This is a genomic window from Niallia oryzisoli (genome assembly GCF_036670025.1).
Classification (GTDB): domain Bacteria; phylum Bacillota; class Bacilli; order Bacillales; family Cytobacillaceae; genus Bacillus_BD; species Bacillus_BD oryzisoli.
In genome coordinates, this window is sequence record NZ_CP137640.1 from 3,833,974 (window position 1) to 3,851,766 (window position 17,793).

Here is a 17,793-nt window from a genome sequence, read left to right on the forward strand (position 1 = left end):
AATCGATCTAGTTGTAACAAAAATAGAACAATTTAATTTTTACCATTTGGAGGCGAGAGCAGTTTCAGTTTTACGTGCCATTCGAAAATGTTATCAATTTTTTGTAGACAAACCCATTAAAAAAGGGTTAATTTTGAAAAATCGCTATGAAGTATTACGTGTTATAGGAATGGGAAGCTATGGGATTGTATATCTGTGCAGAGATTTAAATACAAACGAGAATAGAGTGGTCAAACAGCTTCGTCCAAGCAAGCGCCGGAAAGAGGTGGAGATGTTTGAACATGAAATCTCTATTTTACGTATGCTAAACCACAAAAATATACCAGAGCTATATGAAGCCTTTTCAACGAACGGTTCCTTATTTTATGCAATGAGTTTCATTGCAGGCGATAATCTGGAAGATCAGATTTTTTTAAGGGAAAATACTTTTAATGAGAACGAGTCTCTACTCATTCTTTCCCACCTGCTAGATTTAGTGGATTATCTTCACAAAAAAAACATTTACCATCAGGATTTACGTATACCAAACATGTTACTAAGAAACAAGGAGCTTTTTTTGATTGATTTTGGTTTGTCAAAGCACAAAGTGGTACCCTTTCATTCTTCACCTAACAAACATGATGAAATTCTAGAGATGAAACTGCAGGACTACTTTGATTTAGGAGAAATCCTGTTATATTTGCTTTATACGACGTACTCTTCAAAAGGCAAAAAAGCCCTTCCTTGGACAGAAGAACTTTCTTTAGAAAAGGAAACGGTTTATTTGCTAAAAAGACTACTACAACTGAAGGAACCTTATTCAAATACGACTGAAATTTCAACTGACCTTCAGGCTGCGCTTAAAGCAACAGAAAAAAGAAATTAACCAATAGGAAAGAGGCTTAGCTACTGCTTCGGCCTTTTCGTTTGTAGTAGCTACTTCCACTCATTGGAGATTGTTTATAACGTCGGTTACTGCTGCTGCTACCGCGGCGATAGTGATCATGTCTTCGGTCACTACTGCTGCCCCGGCGATAATGATCATGTCTTCGGTCACTACTGCTGCCCCGGCGATAATGATCATGTCTTCGGTCACTGCTGTCTCGGCGATAATGATCATGTCTTCGGTCACTGCTGTCTCGGCGATAATGATTATGTCTTCGTTCGCTGCTGCCTTGGGAAAGTTGCTTAATTTGTTTCATTATTTTTCTAAACATGGTTTACCTCTTTTCATTTTTTAGTTAAATTGTTCATCTATATATTTTTTCATAGAAAAAATTAGAATATCTATTCATTTATCCTCTAAAACCATTTTATCCATTTGAATGATCCACAAAATTGAACTCCCCTTCCCGCCTCTCTCCTGAAAATCACTTATTAAGAATTTCCCTCTTATTTCCTAATCGTTGTAAAAGACGTGTGGTATGATCCATAAACGCTTCAAAAGTAAAAAATTGATTGCTCCTATCATTATATCTTTTTCGAATCTTTTCTATTAATTGGAGTGGAACCTTTTTCCCCTCAATGAAATGGTAATAATGATCATATCCTTCTTTCAAATGCTCCCATCTTAAATCATTTCCTGGCTGAACATATTCGGACACATCAATGATTTTGGCTCTTCCATTTTGCAGTAAAATATTTTTCAAGTGGATGTCACGTGGATTTAATCCTTTTTGACGCGCATATTCCCTTGCTTGATCAACATCTTCAATCACCTGTTTTGGAATTGGAATTCCTTCAAGCAAACAATCATATAAAGTGGTTCCTTTCTCGAAGTTTAGAACAAGGTAATTATCTTTATAACCAAAACAGGTTGAATAATAGGGTGAGTCTTCTAATAATTCATAGACTTTCTTTTCTATATGAATTTTTTGAACTTTATCATTCGCATACATTTTAAATACATAAGCTGGAACATCAATGGATTGAAAAACAGCCGCATCCGTTCCTATACCAATAATCTTTAAATGATCAGAGTATCCATTGATTGATACAGGCTCGTTGTTTGGATTGGAAGAAATTGAAATTTTTGATAAGTGTTTATGAGCAACTATCCACTCCTCTCCCATTAACCACATCTCCTTTTTAAAAGTTTATTTCGTTCGTTTTTAATTAAGATACCTCCGTTTTCTCTTGCATACTTTTTGTAGGATATTTATTTTCTTTATATACATATACAATTTCTAGTAAACTAATACATAAAACGAGCCAAACACTTCCAGCCATGTAGCCAGCCAGTACATCAGAAGGATAATGGACCCCCAAGTAAATACGGCTGATCCCTATCAATAAAATAACTATTCCAAACAATATGACCAAGCCTAACTTTGAAAGAGGCTTGTACTTACTTCGTATCACTAAATAGCCTAAAAATCCGTAATAAGTCATGCTGCCCATCGAATGACCACTAGGAAAACTGAGCCCATCCGCTTCGACGATTCGATTGACGTTGGGACGTTCTCTCCCAAAAAAGTTCTTTAACCAAAGATTTAATAGACCTCCTCCTGCTACAGTAATGAAGCAAAATAGCATGCCCCATAGATTGTTACGTTTCACACATAGCCAAATCATACTAATTACGAGAAGAAGACCAAGCATAAAGGATGATCCCATGTCTGTCATAAACACCATGAACCCATCCATTGCTGGTGAAGCATACAATCTGACTGTATCAATAACTTTTTGATCAAATAGGAACGACCTTTTTTCCATTAAATCATTTGATAAACGAATAAATAGGTATAAACAAGCACCAATAAAAAACAAACCAGTCATTCCCCAAACTGTAACTAGAGGGGAAACAGAGATTCCCACTATACGTTTCCGAAACAGCATACATCACTCCTTCCTATTGATATGTAATCTATTCATTTTTAATAATAAAAAATAGATACCTTCTATAAAATTGAAAAGACCTTTACTATTTGTAGTAAAGGTCTTTAAAAATAAACAGACCTTTACCAACTATACTGGTAAAGGTCTCGCTAACAATGGACATTGCTAACAAAGCCGGAGACTCTCATCCCGAAATGACGACTTTGTTATTAAAGCTACTCCCCTTTAGAGGATCCTATTTAATTACGATACTAATATTGTAACGTGAAAATAGTTAACAATCAAACAATTTCAATTCACATATTTAAAGATATTAAATAAATTTTCATTTTATGTATTTGCACTAAAAAAATAAAAAATTCATGGGACACTTTTAACCTCTTTCTCTATATAAAGAGTACGAAAGGAGAGGATGATGAAAATGGCACAGACATTGATCAAATCTATGAAGCTGCGTTTGACTTACGAGACAGGGATGGACGAAGGTGGGAAACCCATTTTTAAGACGAAGACCTATAGTGGTGTGGTGGAAACGGCTACGGCTGATCAGCTTTACCAGATTGGGCAGGCACTGGCTTCCCTTTCGATCCATCCGCTTGCAACAGTTGAAAAGAATGGTTTGTATGAAGTACTTGCCTAAGAAAGAACGAAGTTAATAGGAGAGGATGACGGATATGGCAAAAACACTCGAGTTGCATTTTACAACGGGTTTGGGGAAAACTTCAAAGCTGACAATTGACTATCCGAAGGAGCCGGTCGATAAAGCAGCTGTAAAACAAGTGATGGATATGATTATTGCAGCCAACATTTTCGGAGGCGGCAATCAAAGTTTTGTCAGCGCGAAAGAAGCGCGTCTTGTCGAGCATAACGTAACAGATTACGAGATTGTGTAAGGGTTCATAAACGTTGAAAACATAAGGGCTGCTTTCCTTTAGGAGGCAGCCCTTTCTACAATTAATGTAGAAATGAGGTGACCATCGTGGAACAATTCATTCCACTCATAAGTGAGGTCGGCTTTCCGATTGCCGTTACCCTGTTCTTGCTTTATCGAATTGAAGCAAAACTGGATAGCGTTGTTCAATCGATTCAAAGCCTTCCGGAACGCTTAAGCGGAAAATAGGTGCCGATGTGATCTCTTTTATTCAAGTTCTATTAAAATATCAAAGCCCTGACATCAATAATTAAACAACTATTTTTTAACCCCGTGCTAAATTTTAGAACGGGGTTATTCTTGGTGTTAAATTAAATAACTACAGTATCCCCATTTGCCGATTTAAATGGATTAGATAATTCCCCCATCCCCACTAATTTTAAACCTAATATTAACATAACCCGCTAAAAATAATGAATTCGTACATACTTAGGCTAGTGGACTACACTAAACTGAACCGTTACTTTGATAAGATTAAAGGTAATCCTCCGATATAGAAGAATTGTACCTGTTAAAAAATAAATAAACCAATAGTTAGTCACCAAATGCAAAAATCAAATCCGTCTCGCATACTATTTCTCCTCAACCGAAGCAATACCCTTACCTTTTCCAATACGACCTTTAATACGGGTAATTTCAACCTCAAGACAGAGTTGATCTCCAGGTGTCACTTGCCTTTTAAAACGGCATTTATCTATACCAGCTAACAGCCCTAATCTTCCTTTGTTTTCTTCTTTAGTTAACATCACTACTGCACTTACTTGAGTTAACGCCTCCACAATTAATACACCTGGCATAACAGGATAATTAGGGAAATGCCCCCTAAAAAAATTCTCATTGGCTGTCACATTTTTTATACCGATTGCTCTTTTTCCTTCCTCTAATTCTAAAATCCTATCTATTAAAAGAAATGGATAACGATGTCTAATTACATCCTTGATTTCTTGAGAATCTAACATCATCACAGCCCCTTTATCCAATATTTGAATCGCATAAAACTCCGGTATTTAATTATATAAGGAATATGTCGCATATAATTCATATGTAAAACCTGCACATGCAACTTTTAAATCCATTGCACCAGTATTGTTAATATTCAGTCTTACCTTAATAGATGAAGCAACGCTTGGGGTTTTGAAATCAGGTGTTAGTGTGCAAACGATAATCATATCAATATCTTCAACTGTTTTGTCATAACGTTCCATTAAATTCTTTACTGCTTTATAGCTTATATCGCTTGTAAACTCATCTTTATTTGTTATTCTTCGCTCTTTACTACCAATACGTTGTACAATCCATTACCTCAAATTTTATATTGGCCACACCATTTTATCACTTATTACTATGACTTAGTACTAATTTTTGGTAAAAAGTTCCCTTCTTTAAAATTTGCATCATAACATAAAGGCTATGCTTCTAAAGCATCTTTCACATAAAGAATTATCTTGTATTTCTAATACAATTGAACTACCCTCCCCTTTACTTCAATAAAAAATGCCATACGCCCGATTGTTGAATATCGTTATTGAAGTAAAGCCCCCGTTTGTTTATGTACAAATCTTCACAAATCTTTTCCTAAACAAGTACTTCCACGTCAATCAACAGTGAGGAAAAGCCACCCAAAAAATTATCTGGATAATAAAGAACCCACTTTAGGAATGAATTTACGGAATAGCTTCAAAAAAAAGGAAAAAAGTTCTTGCTAAAACTAATATCGTTAGTTAAAATTTAACTAATGATATTAGTTAAAGGAGTTAAGGAACATGAGGATGATTAAAAAGGGATATCTATATCAATTAACTTTTATGCCAATTCTTTTTCCGGTCAACTGTTACTTTGTTGAGGAAAAAGAAGGATTGATTTTGATTGACACAGCCCTTGGCTTTGCTGCTAAGGGGATTCTTCAAGCTGCTGAAACGATAGGTAAGCCCATTACAAAAATTGTTCTGACTCATGCTCATGAAGATCATGTTGGCGCACTCGATGCAATTAAAGAAAGATTTTCGAATGTTCCAGTCTATATCTCACAAAGAGATCACCGCTTAATGAATGGAGACCGTTCACTTGAAAGCCACGAAGACCAAACGCCTATTAAGGGTGGAGTGCCGAAGAATTTAAAAACTCGGGCGAATGAGTTATTAAAGGAAGGGGATCAAATTGGTTCGCTTAAGGCTTTTGAAACACCGGGACACACCCCAGGTTCAATGTCGTTTCTTGACATTAGAACAAATGCAATCATAGTCGGTGACGCTTTGCAAGTAAGGGGAGGGATTGCGATTGCGGGGGATGTGAAACCGTTGTTTCCATTTCCTGCTTGGGGCACGTGGAGTAAAGAAACGGCATTAAAAAGTGCTAAGAAATTAGCAGGCATACAGCCAACACTCCTTGCAGTCGGACATGGAAAAATGATTGAAAATCCACTAAAGCTAATGGAAGAAGCAATTGAGAGTTTAGAAAGGAAATTAAAATAAAGGAGTAAATGAAATGTCACCAAGACCAAAAATCGGACTTGATTTAGCGTCAATATTAGAAGTAGCTGGGATTCTAGCAGACCAACATGGAATGCAGGAGGTCACACTTGCAAATCTAGCTAAAAAACTAAAAATTCGTCCGCCTTCACTCTACAATCATTTCAATGGATTGCCAGACTTAAGAAAAAAATTAGCGATTTACGGACTCGAAAAGCTTTATGCTGAATTATCACAGGCAGCGACTGGGGCTTCAGTCCACGACGATATACTAGCGATAAGCAAAGCCTATGTTAGCTTTGCTCGTAAACATCCGGGAATTTATGAGGCAACACTGCTCGCTCCTGATCCTGAAGATGTAAATGTTCAATTGGCAGGAGAAAAAATCGTTGACCTTGCCGTTCAAGTATTAAAGGCATTAGACTTAAACGAGGATTATACCTTGCATGCTGTCAGAGGATTGCGAAGTATACTACATGGGTTTTCAGCTTTGGAGCAAAGAGGCGGATTTAAAATGTCGTTGGATTTGGACGAAAGCTTAATAATAACGATTAAAGCCTTTTTTGCCGGAATGGAAAATATAGGAGGTAGATAGTCTATTTAGCATAGCCCCGAAAGTCATTTCCCCTTCCTCGACAATAGTACGGGAGTTGAATTCTTTCTCGTCTAATTGTTGGCTCAAAGTTAGCAATGATTGAATTACATGCTTTAATTTGCTGAATTATGGCCTCCTTGTTTTCGTTTTCTTTGACAAATTTTAATGTCCTTCTTGTGATTGATGAAATATAGGATGAAAGTAATTTTCGAGCTTCTTCTACATCAATTGGTTTTCTTCCAATATCAATGCTAGAGTCTAACAAATTGGGTGCCAGGCACCATCCAAATTGACACCAAATGCTTATCAGACATCGTCGACACTCCTTTTTAGTTAACTTATAAGTTTTGTGAAAGCAATGGTTAACACATTAATCTTAACGAAAAATAGAGCGACACCCTAGAAAACATCAGGACATTACTCTATTTTTTCTTGTATCTCATATAGGGGAATGGATTACAAGAATTTACTGTGAACTAACTTTGTGAATGGATAATGATTCTTTCGATCTGATTAGGAGTTCCTTTTAGATTAACGACTTTTAGACAACCAGCTAATGCTTGTTCCAATCTTGCAAGAGCGTCAAAAAATGTTCCATTCGACTGTTCTGTAATCTTATCATTCTTTCAATCTGATTAGGAGTTCCTCTTAAATTAGCCACTTCTAGAGAACCAGCTAATGCTTGTTCTAATCTTGCAAGAGCGTCACGAGATGCTCCATTCGACTGTTCTGGAGTAAAATTTCCTTCTTTAAGAATAGAACTTTCGGCATTAATATCATTAGCTAAAGTATTTTCAATGTCGGTAGCAGAGGAATTAAGTTCGCTAAGGCTTTCTTTACATGATTTTTGATCATTGTCGAAATACCATATCCGACTTTCTTTACATGATTTTTGATCATTGACGAAATACCCTATCCGTCTTTCTTTACATGATTTTTGATCATCGTCGAAATACCCTATCCGACTTTGTAACACAGTAATCACATCCATCTATTTTTGTAGTTGCATCTAAAATTTTTTGATTTCTCATTTTTTCATTCCATTTGAAACAAATATACTCATAACTTATTCTTGTTTAGTTAAGAATGTATAAACTATTGTCTTATAGTCTTCATGATTGATTGTAGGATAATAACCTCATGATGTACTGGCAGAAAAAATAAACTTTTTGTAAACGATCTACAAATCCAGTTTACATAACAATTTCAAGAACCAAAACAGCCTTTTTAGGAACCCTGATATACCTGGAAAGGCTTTTTACCATTTGCAAACGAAATTGGAGCGACCATTTTTTTGACGATACAAAAAATAAATAAAAAAGCATGAACCCCTGTTTATGGCACGGGAACTTTGAACATAGTGGCAGCACTTCTCTTCTTACTTTGCGGTCTGTGAAAGCTACGCTGGTACTATCCCTTGTTCCAAATCAATCAAAATTCCAAATTTCCCAAAAATAGGACAAAGATTCCACTATACTACTAGTCCAATATAAAAACGTTTCAATATTATATAAAGTAAATGAAAAAAAGAGGTGAAAGAGAATGAGCGAAAACCAAAACCAAAACCCAGTTGATCCTACTGTTGCGAGTGCTATTACAAGCATTATTAATTCCATCGCAACGGAAGAAAATGCTTTAACGTTTATGATTGCAGAATTAGCTGCTGAAGTAAATGCTGTTGTAGGGACAAATCCAACAAGTCTTACGACATTAACGACAGTTGATAACAATGTAAAAAGAAAGCTGCAACTCATCTTAAAGAAAAATATTGTGTTGGAGAAAAAACTGCGCGATGCTGTTAACTTTTTCCCAAACCTGACATTTCTACCAGGTGAACTGGCGGCTTTAATCACCGCTCTGAATAATGTGATTGGGTCTGTTGCGAATGAAGAAGCAGCCCTTGCAGATCTAATAAGAGCAGAAGCCGCAAAAGTTAGTTTTGTGGCTACCCATCCAACTACTTTTACGGCTTCCGATCTTGTTACTATTAACAATAATGTCGATTCGGTTATACAATTGATCCTCGACAAAAACATTGTATTGGAAGAAAAACTCGAGGATGTGCTTAGGGGGTTTGCAAATTTAGGTATAACGATTACAAACCCTACCTTTGGTCCTTTAATTAGTTCTGCATTGGCAAGTGTTATTACTTCTATTGCGACAGAAGAAGCCAGTTTTGGGGCATTAATTAGCGCAGAAGCAACAAAAATTGGAATTATAACATCGGGTGTAACTAGAGGAACAAATACACCAGCTCAATTGAGCGCTGTGAATGCCAGCGTTGAAAATATGTTGCACGACATCCTGAACAAAAACATTATATTAGAAACAAAATTAAAAGATGTTCTAGATTTTCTGACTCCTCCGACGATGATCTAATTTAGTTTTATATGTGATAAAAAGGACCGCTGTTCTGCTTAAATAAGGTGCCAGGCACCATCCATTTTATGGATGGTATTTGGCACCTTATTTGTCACTTTGATGGTAGAATGAAAAATCTCTAAACTTACTTTATGTAAGTTTTTTTTGGTTCGCTTGAATCGGCAAACAAATTTCTACCTCTGTTCCCTGACCTAACTGACTGGAATAACGAATCGTTGCTTGGTGTTCCGCTAAAATTTTATAACTGACCGTTAATCCCAGTCCTGTTCCTTTTTCTTTCATCGAATAAAAAGGTTCTCCAAGATGTTGGATTCTTTCTTGATCGATGCCACTTCCGTCATCTTTTATTATGACTTTTACGAAGTCATCTTTGGTTTTACTTAGTATAATTTCGATCTTTTTCGCTTCCGCTTCAATAGAATTTTTAATCATATTTATGAATACCTGTTTTAAACTGTTGGGGTCACAATCTATTTCTGGAATAGGGTCCAACGCTTTGATGAACATATTTATACCATTCATGTTAGATTGAGGTGTTAATAAGGTCGTAACAGACTGCATAACTTCTTCAATATTCCCTTTGACCATTTGTAAATTTTGTGGTTTGGCTAGTACAAGAAGTTCGCCAACAATTTGATTGATTCGATCCATTTCCTCTAACATCACTTGATGATAGAAAGAATGGGTTTTGTCTTCGGATTGTAATAATTGGATAAACCCTCGTATAGACGTTAATGGATTTCGAATTTCATGTGCAACACTGGCAGCCAACTGGCCGATAACCGATAATTTTTCTGCATTGTGCAACATTTTTTCTGTTTCTTTTATTTTGGTAACATCTCTACCAGATATAAATGTACCCATAACCTTTCCGTTGATGATCATAGGAAATAATGTTGCGTGAACATCGAGGATGGTTCCATCCTTCGTTTTTATTTGAATATCCTTCCTGGTAGTTAATCCTTTACGAGTTTGTTCAATTCCGTCTTCCATTATGCTGCGACTTTCCTCTAGTAAAAGAGTAGAAGGTTTTTCATAAATAAAATCAGACTGACTATACTTAGTGATGGTCTCAAATTGGGAATTAGATTCAATAAAATGACCTTTCTGATCTAAAACATATATATAGTCAGGAGTGTTTTCAGCTAGAGATTTGTATTTCTGTTGGCTTTCCACATACTCTTTCTCAATTACTTTTTGCAATATGATGTAAGCAATGATAGAAGAAAGTAAAATAATCAGGAAGCTTACTAATATAATAACCTGTTTTACTTTGAAGAGAATATGTTCTACATATTCTAAGGAAAAATCAACACCTATAAATCCATAGACTTTACCTGTTTCATCGTCTTTTATCGGGGTAAAACCAGAAATGATGGGGCCCCATATTTTATCTTGGATGACTTCTTTTGTGTAGATAGGTACCTCATTATTGTATGTTTTTATTTTGAGATCGGACATTCCTTCTTTTACACCTAATACGATACCATCCGCGTCTATTATATAAACAATTTCATCATTAGATACTCGTTTTTCTGTATATATATACTTTGCTCCTGTTTGCTTTTTTAATCTTTCAAAAAGTTTTTGCATTTTATTATAGTAAACCTTATCATAGGATCCTTCTTTGTATTCTTTGGCATCATACAATTTTTTGTATGATGCCAGATCCTGCTCAATAAACTCTGCAATGGTCATCGAAGTATTAGCCGCATTTTTTCCAATTTCATTATTAACTACATCTTTTAAGTGGCTATATAGTGAGAATGCAGGGATGATTACTGAAATGGTAATCACTATAATTAAAAGTATTAAAATGTACTTTTTTTTCCTAACATGTGTGTTCAAACAAATCAATCCTTCTTGTTGACTTATCTCTTTTGTTTAAGGGAAGGGTTTTTATTCTTTCAAAAAGATAATTATACGTTACTATATAATATTATAATAGTACAATGTTACTTTTATATAAATGGATAATTCGAAAGACTCTAACAAGAAAAGATACTACTTATACTTTGGGACAACAAAACCTTGTCCCATGCAAACAAAATCGGCTCGGTTTCTAGCGTTTTTATAGGTGGCCACAGTTCATCCCATAACTAAATTTGGTTCAAAGTGTAACAGTTAAAGAATTCTTTTCTAATATAGAATAGGGACACTTCTGAGATTATGGGAGGATAAAAAAATGGCAGTAAGAAAAGTATCAAAAAGAATTAAGACAGGCAGTAGGCAATCAAAGCTTTGTTAGTGTGAAGGAAGCGCGTCTTGTCGAGCATAACGTAACAGATTACGAGATTGTATAAGGGTATCCCCCTTCATAAACGTTGAAAACAAAATGGCTGCTTTCCTTTTAGGAGGCAGCCCTTTCTGTAATTAATGAAGAAATGAGGTGACCATCGTGGAACCATTCATTCCCCTCATAAGTGAGGTCGTCTTTCCGATTACCGTTACCCTGTTCTTGCTTTATCGAATTAAATCAAAACTGGATAGCGTTGTTCAATTGATTCAAAGCCTCCCGGAACGCTTAAGCGGAAAATAGGTGCTGATGTGATCTCTTTTATTCAACTTCCATTAAAATATCAAAGCTCAGCTGAACCAAAAAAGCAGGTAACATGAACGAAAAATAGACTGTTTTTGGCAATTAATATTTATACAAATTTTGTTACTCTGTGCTTATTGAACAATCGGTCCATTTAAAGGAATAAGCAAAATATTATGATCTTTTAATGAGTGGGTAATCGTTTGCCGTGTAATGAATATGGGCATCTGAGCCATCTTCATTGTATAACGTTTGCTTACTGTAAAATGCCTTACTCCCAGAGTTGCTTCCGACAAATCGCCAATGTAAGGTTCAGGATTGTCCGGAGAGATGGTGTGATATCCGATAACTTTCTCCGGATAGTCCAAGCACAACAATAAAGGAATAATTTTAATTCAAACAAATATAAATATAAAATGATGAATATTACTTTATCTTGATAATTAACTACAGCATAACAATAAATGGAGATTATATATACAAAATAACTAAACCTTTTTATTAAAAGGGAGTGCTTGGAATGCAGACAATTATTTTTATTGGTACCTACATGTCAGGAAGCAGCAGAGATGGAATGAGGGCTGCGAAAGAACTGGGGTATTACAACATTTTATTTACCGCAACCAAACTATATCAAAGGATGAGGGGTGAATTTACGGAAGTCGATGAATTAATTTATCTGGAGGATATGAGTTTAGCAAATTTATATAATCAGTGTAAAGCCATTCAGGAGAAAGGATTCGAAATCAGACTCTGTATGAGCTATATTGACCCATATATTTCAAAAGCCGCAAAGTTATCCGAACAGCTAAATCTTACCCAGGCATCGACAGAAGCGCTGGCTAAAATTGAAAATAAAGCCAATGTGAGGGATATATTAAGGGACCATCCATCCACACCCTTCTTTAAAGTCTATACCGGTAAGGAACCGATAGAGCGTGGTTTACAGGAATACAGTGAACATTTACCATTAGTATTAAAATATCCGGATTCCAATGGATCAAAAAATGTTTATTTCGTGGATTCGGAAGAAAAATTTAAAAATAGACTGAAGGATATGCGGAGTAAACGAAGGAAACCAGTACTCATAGAGGAGTATGTAACCGGAACCCAATATATTATTGAGGTTTTAGTTTATAAAGAGAAAGTTACCATCGCCGGGGTCATTGAACAGGAAATCAATGAACATTTAGTCGTGACCGGTTATTCTTATCCAGCTGTCCTTGAGAAGGAAGAACAATGGAAATTACAGGAGAGTGTGAAAAGCATTATAACCAACTTAGGGCTCCAAACAGGCAGCTGCCATTTGGAAATGAGATGGAGAAATGGCGAATGGAAGTTAATTGAAGTCAATCCCAGAATGTCCGGCCGGGCGGTGAATGACATCATCAAGGAAGGTACCGGAATTGATCTGGCAAAAGAGACCTTGAAATTATATTTGGGAGAAGAACCGGAGGCTGAATTTAAGAGCAAAAAATATGTGTTTGCTCAATATGTAACAGTTAACCAAAAAGGCCGATTGATAAAAGTGACTGGGCAGGAACAGGCATCGAATAGGAAAGGAGTAACCAAAGTATCTGTCATTCCCCGAAAAGGTGACGTTTTAAGACCCCCTACCGTTATGGGTTTTCGATATGCTTATGTGATCGCGGCTTCGGATAATCCGGACCAATCAAAAGCCATTGCTAAACAGGCCGCACAAGAAATAAAGTTCCATCTCCAGCCAATTGGATACAACGAAATTTTACCAAAGGAGACCGCTAAAGAGCACCTTGAATTCCTGCCGAGTTCCCTGACTAAGCTTAACGGTGGCAGAACCAGTTTTATGAAAAATCTATATTTGAGTCAGATTATTCCGATTATTAACGGAAGCATCATTAGCCAAATTGAAAATGACCCTTTAATTCAACATGTCAGTTTTTGGAATTATAATCCAATCACAACCGGTACATTGGTATTTTTCCCTAATAAATCCAGACTGGAAAGGAATCTTAACTTAAAATCCTCTGTCATTGTAACCCAAAATCCCCTTTTGTTTCAGGACTTGAATAAATCTTATACAATTGTGGCGGTTAAGAATTCTAAAGTAGCTTTTGAAAAATTTATAAAATTTTACCGAAGCCTTTTTTCAATCCCGGTTATCGGTATTACCGGAACTGCTGGAAAAACGACAACAAAGGATTTGGTTGCTCACATTTTAGGAGCTGACTGGAATGTAGTAAAAACGATCAGGAGTCAAAATGGCGGTTATCAAAACCTGCGTAATTTACTGCAAGTCAATGATCAGACAGATGCAGCGGTGTTTGAATTTGGGGTAGGGGCACGGGGTGTAATGGATTATTTCTGCAGAATTTTCCAACCAAGCATAGGCGTTATCACCAATATCGCTACAGACCACGGATCAGGTTTTAAATCACAACAGGATTACACCAATGAAAAAGCTAAATTGGCAGCAATTATTAATAAAAATAACGGAACCCTCATATTAAATAGTGATGACCAAAATATTCAGAATTTGGATTTAGGCTATTTTGAAGGACAAATCATCACTTTTGGACTTAGTAATCATGCACAGTTTAAAGCGGATCACATCCGATATACCGAAAATGGCATGGAGTTTTCTGTACCTTACGGCAATGAAGTATATGAATGCAGGATTAATGCTTTTGGAAAACATAATGTCTATAATGTGCTTGCTGCATTTGCAGTATGCAAAAGTCTGGGATTACAGTTAAAAGATATGGTTAAAAGGTTGGAGAGCTTCCACCTTTTGGAGAGACATTTGGAAATTAGAAAAGGAATTAATAATTGTACACTAATTGATGATACATGGAATACAAATTCTATATCAGCTGAAGCTGCTCTTGAAGTTCTCGCAAATCTTTCCAAAGGAAGAAAAACAATTGCCGTACTAGGAGATGTAGAGGAACTGGGGCATTTTTCAGAGAGCGAACATAAAAAAATCGGTACATTTGTTCATAAATATAAAGTCCATACACTTGTTACCGTTGGAAAACAAGCCAAATATATTGCACAACAGGCGAGAAGTCTCGGTATGGACGACAGAAACATTTTTATGCTTGAGAATAAAGAAGGATTGGTTTCATTACTTGAAAATATCTCGGATTCCAACAGTATTTTATTAGTAAAGGCATCGATGAGAGATTCTTTTGGGGATACCATGAACAAACTAATTGCTGAATGAACGTCGATCTTACAAATGTTTTATTAATACAATCGGCTTTGTTCATTGAATAATGAAGGCAATTGGTTTTTATATTTATTCTTTATATATTAATGGCTCCATGTATAAGAACTTGCAAGTATTAATTTTCCTGTAAGATTTAAACTTCTATTACAAAATGTGGTAAGAGCTATAAATGATTACTTCAACAACCGGGCGCTATTGTTGAATAAAACTTAGATATTCAAACGACTTTATCCTTATATTTTTTAGAATAATGAAGTAGCATATATCAAAAATTATACAACTATATTATAACCCCGTGCTAAAATTTTAGAACGGGGTTTTTCTTGTTTGAGCCTTTAAAATTAAATAACTTTAATTGCCTTTTTACCATTTTCTCGGTATTGTAAGCACAACATTATGCTTTTTCTTCAAAATGATATTCAGTGGGTCGGTTTATTCAATAATAAATTATAGTTTAACTTTAACCTCAGTACCGTCCTTAGCGTTGACATCTACTAGCACGATCCCTTTATAATTTTTCAGTTCCTTGACGATAGGCTTTAATATTTTTTGTCTATTAGTGGAAAGGTAAAGTCTATTTTTTTTCTTTCGAAGTGCTCTTTTGTCCAATTGTTTACATTTTGCTGAAAAAGTTTTGAATCCACAATTGAAATAACAACGTTTAAAATAGCATATGGAATTGGGATGGTAAACCGAACATCCTTTGCTTTCACTTTTACATGCATCATAAGCTAATCACTAATCAACGATGACCGAAACGGTATCCCCGTTTGCCGATTTGATATCAACAATTTGGCCATCTAATTCGTTTTCGATTGCTTCAATAATAAGGCTTATGTCTATGTCTTTAACGTATTTTTCCGATTAAGGAATGCTCGCTACGATGCTGTGTCCAGCCATTAATACTACCTTAACAAGTTTTATAGGCAGATTAACCGTGACGTTGTCATTTTCGGCTGATACAACACGAATTTTTAATGTTTTATCTAAATAGTTATTCAGTTTTTCAAGAAACTTCTTACCTACTTCTACTTTCTCTTTTATAATTCAAGCAGTTCTGATCCCTTATCTGCATCAATCTTCCCTTCTTGAACCATTGTTAACACTCTTGTAATTTCCTCTTTCATGATCCTTTCCTCCCTATTCATCTTTTTAGAGCTTAAACCGTATAACTTTCTTTAAAACGGTACATCTTTTTTATAAACGGTACGACTTTATTTAAAATCTACCTATATAAAACTATGTACTATTTCTACTCCTATATAGCGTACTGCCACATAGCCATCAAGTGAAAATTTTGCAGCACCCCCAGAACGAAATTTTAAACCTTCTTCAAACAAAGAAGCCCGTTTTATCGTTTTGGGGTGACCTGTTTTCTTGACTTGATGGGCATGTAGCTGCACACCTAAAAAACTATTTTGTATTTTGTTTGGGAAGTGTATTTCTCGTCTGCAAGAAGAATGATATCTCCAAAATCTTCAAACTCGATAGCTCCTGGAGCAACTTGGGTTTCAAACGTAATTCCACCGTGTTGAATTAATTTTTCTCCGTGCATCATTGGAACACCTTCAACAAAATTCGCAGTATAAACGACTATCGTAGGCTCTTCTGTGTATACCTCAACTTTTATTTTCTCATCAGGACTAATTAATTTCGCTGCAATTTGATAAAGACTTGAGCACGAAAGGAAGAATGGATGATCTATCCCTTGAACCTTTTTCACCTCTGTATCAAAGGAATCAAAGGTTGATTTTAACTTCTTCGGGGTTCGAAAATCATATGGCGTGCCAATTACGCTTCGCTTTTCACCAGTTACTGTGGTATCCTCATTTACTGGTGAAAATTCTTCTGAAAATAATTGTAAGGAATGATCATCGATTGGATTGCTGGGATGTCCTGTTAAGTTAAAATAGACGTGATTGGTCGGATTAAAAATTGTATCTTTATCACTTTTTGCTTGATAGCTCACTGACCAGATATTTAAGTTATCTAATGTATAAGTCACACTTACTTTCAAATTCCCCGGAAAACCATTCTCGCCATCAGGTGATTGGGTTGAAAAGACGATTGATGCATTTTCATCCGTCTTATTCACTTCATAATCCCAGATTTTTTCATCGAATCCAGGGTTGCCACCGTGTAATGTATTCCCTAATTGATTTACAGATGTTTGGTAAAGTGATTCACCAATTGAAAATTCACCATCTTTTATTCTTCCAGCGACTCTTCCTATTGTTGCTCCGTAGTATGTTTCTTTCTTGTAATCCTCAATCGAGTCAAATCCCAATACTATATTCTTATGACCTGATTCCGTTGGAACGAAAAGATTGACGATTCTGGCCCCAAAGTTTGTAACTTCTAATCGCACTCCATTATCATTTTCAATAGAAAATAGGAAGACTTCATCACTAAATGGACTTTTTGTTAATTTCATTTTTTTAGACTCCTTTTATCATTAAATTCTTCCACCATTCTGATAAATAAAGGCCGAAACAGAAGTTCCGACCATTTCTAGAAAGGAAATTAAATGAGCGCATTGAGTCCTCATTGATTTCATATATGATTAAAAACGAGCTGAGGACCAACTATCAAACTTTTATATTATGATATTTTCAACTGTGAAACCAAATTTTTCATAAACAATTTTTCCAGGAGCTGAAACACCGAATGTATCGATGATGACAGCTGCCCCATTTAGCCCTACATATTTGTCCCAACCGAAGCTTGAGCCTGATTCAATTGCTACACGTTTTATAACACTTGATGGTAATACCTCTTCTTTATAGTCAGTTGATTATTTAAATAAGGCCGAAGCAGCAACTCCGGCCTTAAGTAAGGAATCCTATAAGA

The 17,793-nt window shown here is 35.7% G+C and carries 16 protein-coding genes and 4 pseudogenes; 9 read left to right on the forward strand and 11 right to left on the reverse strand.

The window, feature by feature from the left end:
* The first annotated feature begins 133 nt into the window (after nucleotides 1-133).
* On the forward strand, nucleotides 134-865 hold the full coding sequence (locus R4Z09_RS19280; protein WP_338448368.1) for a protein kinase domain-containing protein: 732 nt from the start codon (nucleotides 134-136) through the stop codon (nucleotides 863-865).
* A gap of 16 nt (nucleotides 866-881) precedes the next feature.
* On the opposite strand, the gene R4Z09_RS19285 is transcribed toward R4Z09_RS19280, so the two are convergent.
* From R4Z09_RS19285 to R4Z09_RS19295, 3 genes are all read right to left on the reverse strand, one after another.
* Entirely contained in the window at nucleotides 882-1,196 is a 315-nt protein-coding gene (locus tag R4Z09_RS19285) for a hypothetical protein (protein ID WP_338448369.1), read from the reverse strand.
* A gap of 153 nt (nucleotides 1,197-1,349) precedes the next feature.
* Nucleotides 1,350-2,051 carry a serine/threonine protein kinase gene (locus tag R4Z09_RS19290; protein WP_338448370.1) on the reverse strand — a complete coding sequence of 234 codons (702 nt, stop codon included), beginning with the start codon at nucleotides 2,049-2,051 and terminating at the stop codon, nucleotides 1,350-1,352.
* Between the two features lie 43 nt (nucleotides 2,052-2,094).
* Complete coding sequence (locus R4Z09_RS19295; RefSeq protein ID WP_338448371.1) at nucleotides 2,095-2,817, reverse strand: phosphatase PAP2 family protein; 723 nt, start codon at nucleotides 2,815-2,817, stop codon at nucleotides 2,095-2,097.
* Nucleotides 2,818-3,238: 421 nt separating this feature from the next.
* Here R4Z09_RS19295 and R4Z09_RS19300 point away from each other — a divergent pair, with 421 nt between their 5' ends.
* The 3 genes from R4Z09_RS19300 (at nucleotide 3,239) to R4Z09_RS19310 (ending at nucleotide 3,937) form a co-directional block, all read left to right on the forward strand.
* Nucleotides 3,239-3,457, forward strand: a complete 219-nt coding sequence (locus R4Z09_RS19300) for a DUF1659 domain-containing protein (RefSeq protein ID WP_338448372.1) — start codon at nucleotides 3,239-3,241, stop codon at nucleotides 3,455-3,457.
* Nucleotides 3,458-3,491: 34 nt separating this feature from the next.
* On the forward strand, nucleotides 3,492-3,710 hold the full coding sequence (locus R4Z09_RS19305) for a DUF2922 domain-containing protein (protein ID WP_338448373.1): 219 nt from the start codon (nucleotides 3,492-3,494) through the stop codon (nucleotides 3,708-3,710).
* An 86-nt stretch (nucleotides 3,711-3,796) separates the two neighbouring features.
* Nucleotides 3,797-3,937 carry a YvrJ family protein gene (locus tag R4Z09_RS19310; protein ID WP_338448374.1) on the forward strand — a complete coding sequence of 47 codons (141 nt, stop codon included), beginning with the start codon at nucleotides 3,797-3,799 and terminating at the stop codon, nucleotides 3,935-3,937.
* Between the two features lie 345 nt (nucleotides 3,938-4,282).
* Here R4Z09_RS19310 and fabZ read toward each other — a convergent pair.
* Both fabZ and R4Z09_RS19320 read right to left on the reverse strand, forming a co-directional pair.
* Nucleotides 4,283-4,707, reverse strand: a pseudogene (fabZ, locus tag R4Z09_RS19315) (3-hydroxyacyl-ACP dehydratase FabZ).
* 48 nt (nucleotides 4,708-4,755) lie between these two features.
* Nucleotides 4,756-4,953, reverse strand: coding sequence for a hypothetical protein (locus tag R4Z09_RS19320; RefSeq protein ID WP_422392200.1), 198 nt, complete (start codon nucleotides 4,951-4,953; stop codon nucleotides 4,756-4,758).
* 558 nt (nucleotides 4,954-5,511) lie between these two features.
* Here R4Z09_RS19320 and R4Z09_RS19325 point away from each other — a divergent pair.
* Both R4Z09_RS19325 and R4Z09_RS19330 read left to right on the forward strand, forming a co-directional pair.
* Nucleotides 5,512-6,219, forward strand: coding sequence for an MBL fold metallo-hydrolase (locus R4Z09_RS19325; RefSeq protein WP_338448375.1), 708 nt, complete (start codon nucleotides 5,512-5,514; stop codon nucleotides 6,217-6,219).
* A 13-nt stretch (nucleotides 6,220-6,232) separates the two neighbouring features.
* Complete coding sequence (locus R4Z09_RS19330; RefSeq protein ID WP_338448376.1) at nucleotides 6,233-6,811, forward strand: TetR-like C-terminal domain-containing protein; 579 nt, start codon at nucleotides 6,233-6,235, stop codon at nucleotides 6,809-6,811.
* A gap of 553 nt (nucleotides 6,812-7,364) precedes the next feature.
* Here the strand turns inward: R4Z09_RS19330 and R4Z09_RS19335 are convergent.
* On the reverse strand, nucleotides 7,365-7,787 hold the full coding sequence (locus tag R4Z09_RS19335; protein WP_338448377.1) for a hypothetical protein: 423 nt from the start codon (nucleotides 7,785-7,787) through the stop codon (nucleotides 7,365-7,367).
* Between the two features lie 566 nt (nucleotides 7,788-8,353).
* On the opposite strand from R4Z09_RS19335, the gene R4Z09_RS19340 reads away from it, so the two are divergent.
* Entirely contained in the window at nucleotides 8,354-9,190 is an 837-nt protein-coding gene (locus R4Z09_RS19340; protein ID WP_338448378.1) for a hypothetical protein, read from the forward strand.
* A gap of 132 nt (nucleotides 9,191-9,322) precedes the next feature.
* On the opposite strand, the gene R4Z09_RS19345 is transcribed toward R4Z09_RS19340, so the two are convergent.
* Nucleotides 9,323-11,041 (reverse strand): ATP-binding protein, encoded by a 1,719-nt coding sequence (locus R4Z09_RS19345; protein WP_338448379.1) that lies wholly within the window; start codon nucleotides 11,039-11,041, stop codon nucleotides 9,323-9,325.
* 550 nt (nucleotides 11,042-11,591) lie between these two features.
* Between R4Z09_RS19345 and R4Z09_RS19350 the strand changes: the two genes are divergently transcribed.
* Together R4Z09_RS19350 and R4Z09_RS19355 are read left to right on the forward strand one after the other, a co-directional pair.
* Nucleotides 11,592-11,732, forward strand: coding sequence for a YvrJ family protein (locus R4Z09_RS19350; protein WP_338448380.1), 141 nt, complete (start codon nucleotides 11,592-11,594; stop codon nucleotides 11,730-11,732).
* A gap of 520 nt (nucleotides 11,733-12,252) precedes the next feature.
* Nucleotides 12,253-14,937, forward strand: coding sequence for a Mur ligase family protein (locus R4Z09_RS19355; RefSeq protein ID WP_338448381.1), 2,685 nt, complete (start codon nucleotides 12,253-12,255; stop codon nucleotides 14,935-14,937).
* 453 nt (nucleotides 14,938-15,390) lie between these two features.
* On the opposite strand, the pseudogene R4Z09_RS19360 reads toward R4Z09_RS19355, so the two are convergent.
* From R4Z09_RS19360 to R4Z09_RS19375, 4 genes and pseudogenes are all read right to left on the reverse strand, one after another.
* Nucleotides 15,391-15,671: pseudogene (locus tag R4Z09_RS19360) on the reverse strand (hypothetical protein).
* 10 nt (nucleotides 15,672-15,681) lie between these two features.
* Nucleotides 15,682-16,070, reverse strand: a pseudogene (locus tag R4Z09_RS19365) (SHOCT-like domain-containing protein).
* Between the two features lie 278 nt (nucleotides 16,071-16,348).
* Nucleotides 16,349-17,377: an aldose epimerase family protein gene (locus R4Z09_RS19370; RefSeq protein ID WP_338448382.1), complete on the reverse strand. Its 1,029-nt coding sequence runs from the start codon at nucleotides 17,375-17,377 to the stop codon at nucleotides 16,349-16,351.
* Between the two features lie 162 nt (nucleotides 17,378-17,539).
* A pseudogene (locus R4Z09_RS19375) lies at nucleotides 17,540-17,737 on the reverse strand (transketolase-like TK C-terminal-containing protein); the annotation flags it as partial.
* Between the last annotated feature and the right edge of the window lie 56 nt (nucleotides 17,738-17,793).

Coding starts and splice junctions, on each gene's coding strand:
- R4Z09_RS19355 (WP_338448381.1), top strand. CDS start 12,253: ATGCAGACAATTATTTTTATTGGTACCTACATGTCAGGAAGCAGCAGA.
- R4Z09_RS19305 (WP_338448373.1), top strand. CDS start 3,492: ATGGCAAAAACACTCGAGTTGCATTTTACAACGGGTTTGGGGAAAACT.
- R4Z09_RS19320 (WP_422392200.1), bottom strand. CDS start 4,953: ATGGAACGTTATGACAAAACAGTTGAAGATATTGATATGATTATCGTT.
- R4Z09_RS19325 (WP_338448375.1), top strand. CDS start 5,512: ATGAGGATGATTAAAAAGGGATATCTATATCAATTAACTTTTATGCCA.
- R4Z09_RS19295 (WP_338448371.1), bottom strand. CDS start 2,817: ATGCTGTTTCGGAAACGTATAGTGGGAATCTCTGTTTCCCCTCTAGTT.
- R4Z09_RS19330 (WP_338448376.1), top strand. CDS start 6,233: ATGTCACCAAGACCAAAAATCGGACTTGATTTAGCGTCAATATTAGAA.
- R4Z09_RS19340 (WP_338448378.1), top strand. CDS start 8,354: ATGAGCGAAAACCAAAACCAAAACCCAGTTGATCCTACTGTTGCGAGT.
- R4Z09_RS19370 (WP_338448382.1), bottom strand. CDS start 17,377: ATGAAATTAACAAAAAGTCCATTTAGTGATGAAGTCTTCCTATTTTCT.
- R4Z09_RS19290 (WP_338448370.1), bottom strand. CDS start 2,051: ATGGGAGAGGAGTGGATAGTTGCTCATAAACACTTATCAAAAATTTCA.
- R4Z09_RS19300 (WP_338448372.1), top strand. CDS start 3,239: ATGGCACAGACATTGATCAAATCTATGAAGCTGCGTTTGACTTACGAG.
- R4Z09_RS19285 (WP_338448369.1), bottom strand. CDS start 1,196: ATGTTTAGAAAAATAATGAAACAAATTAAGCAACTTTCCCAAGGCAGC.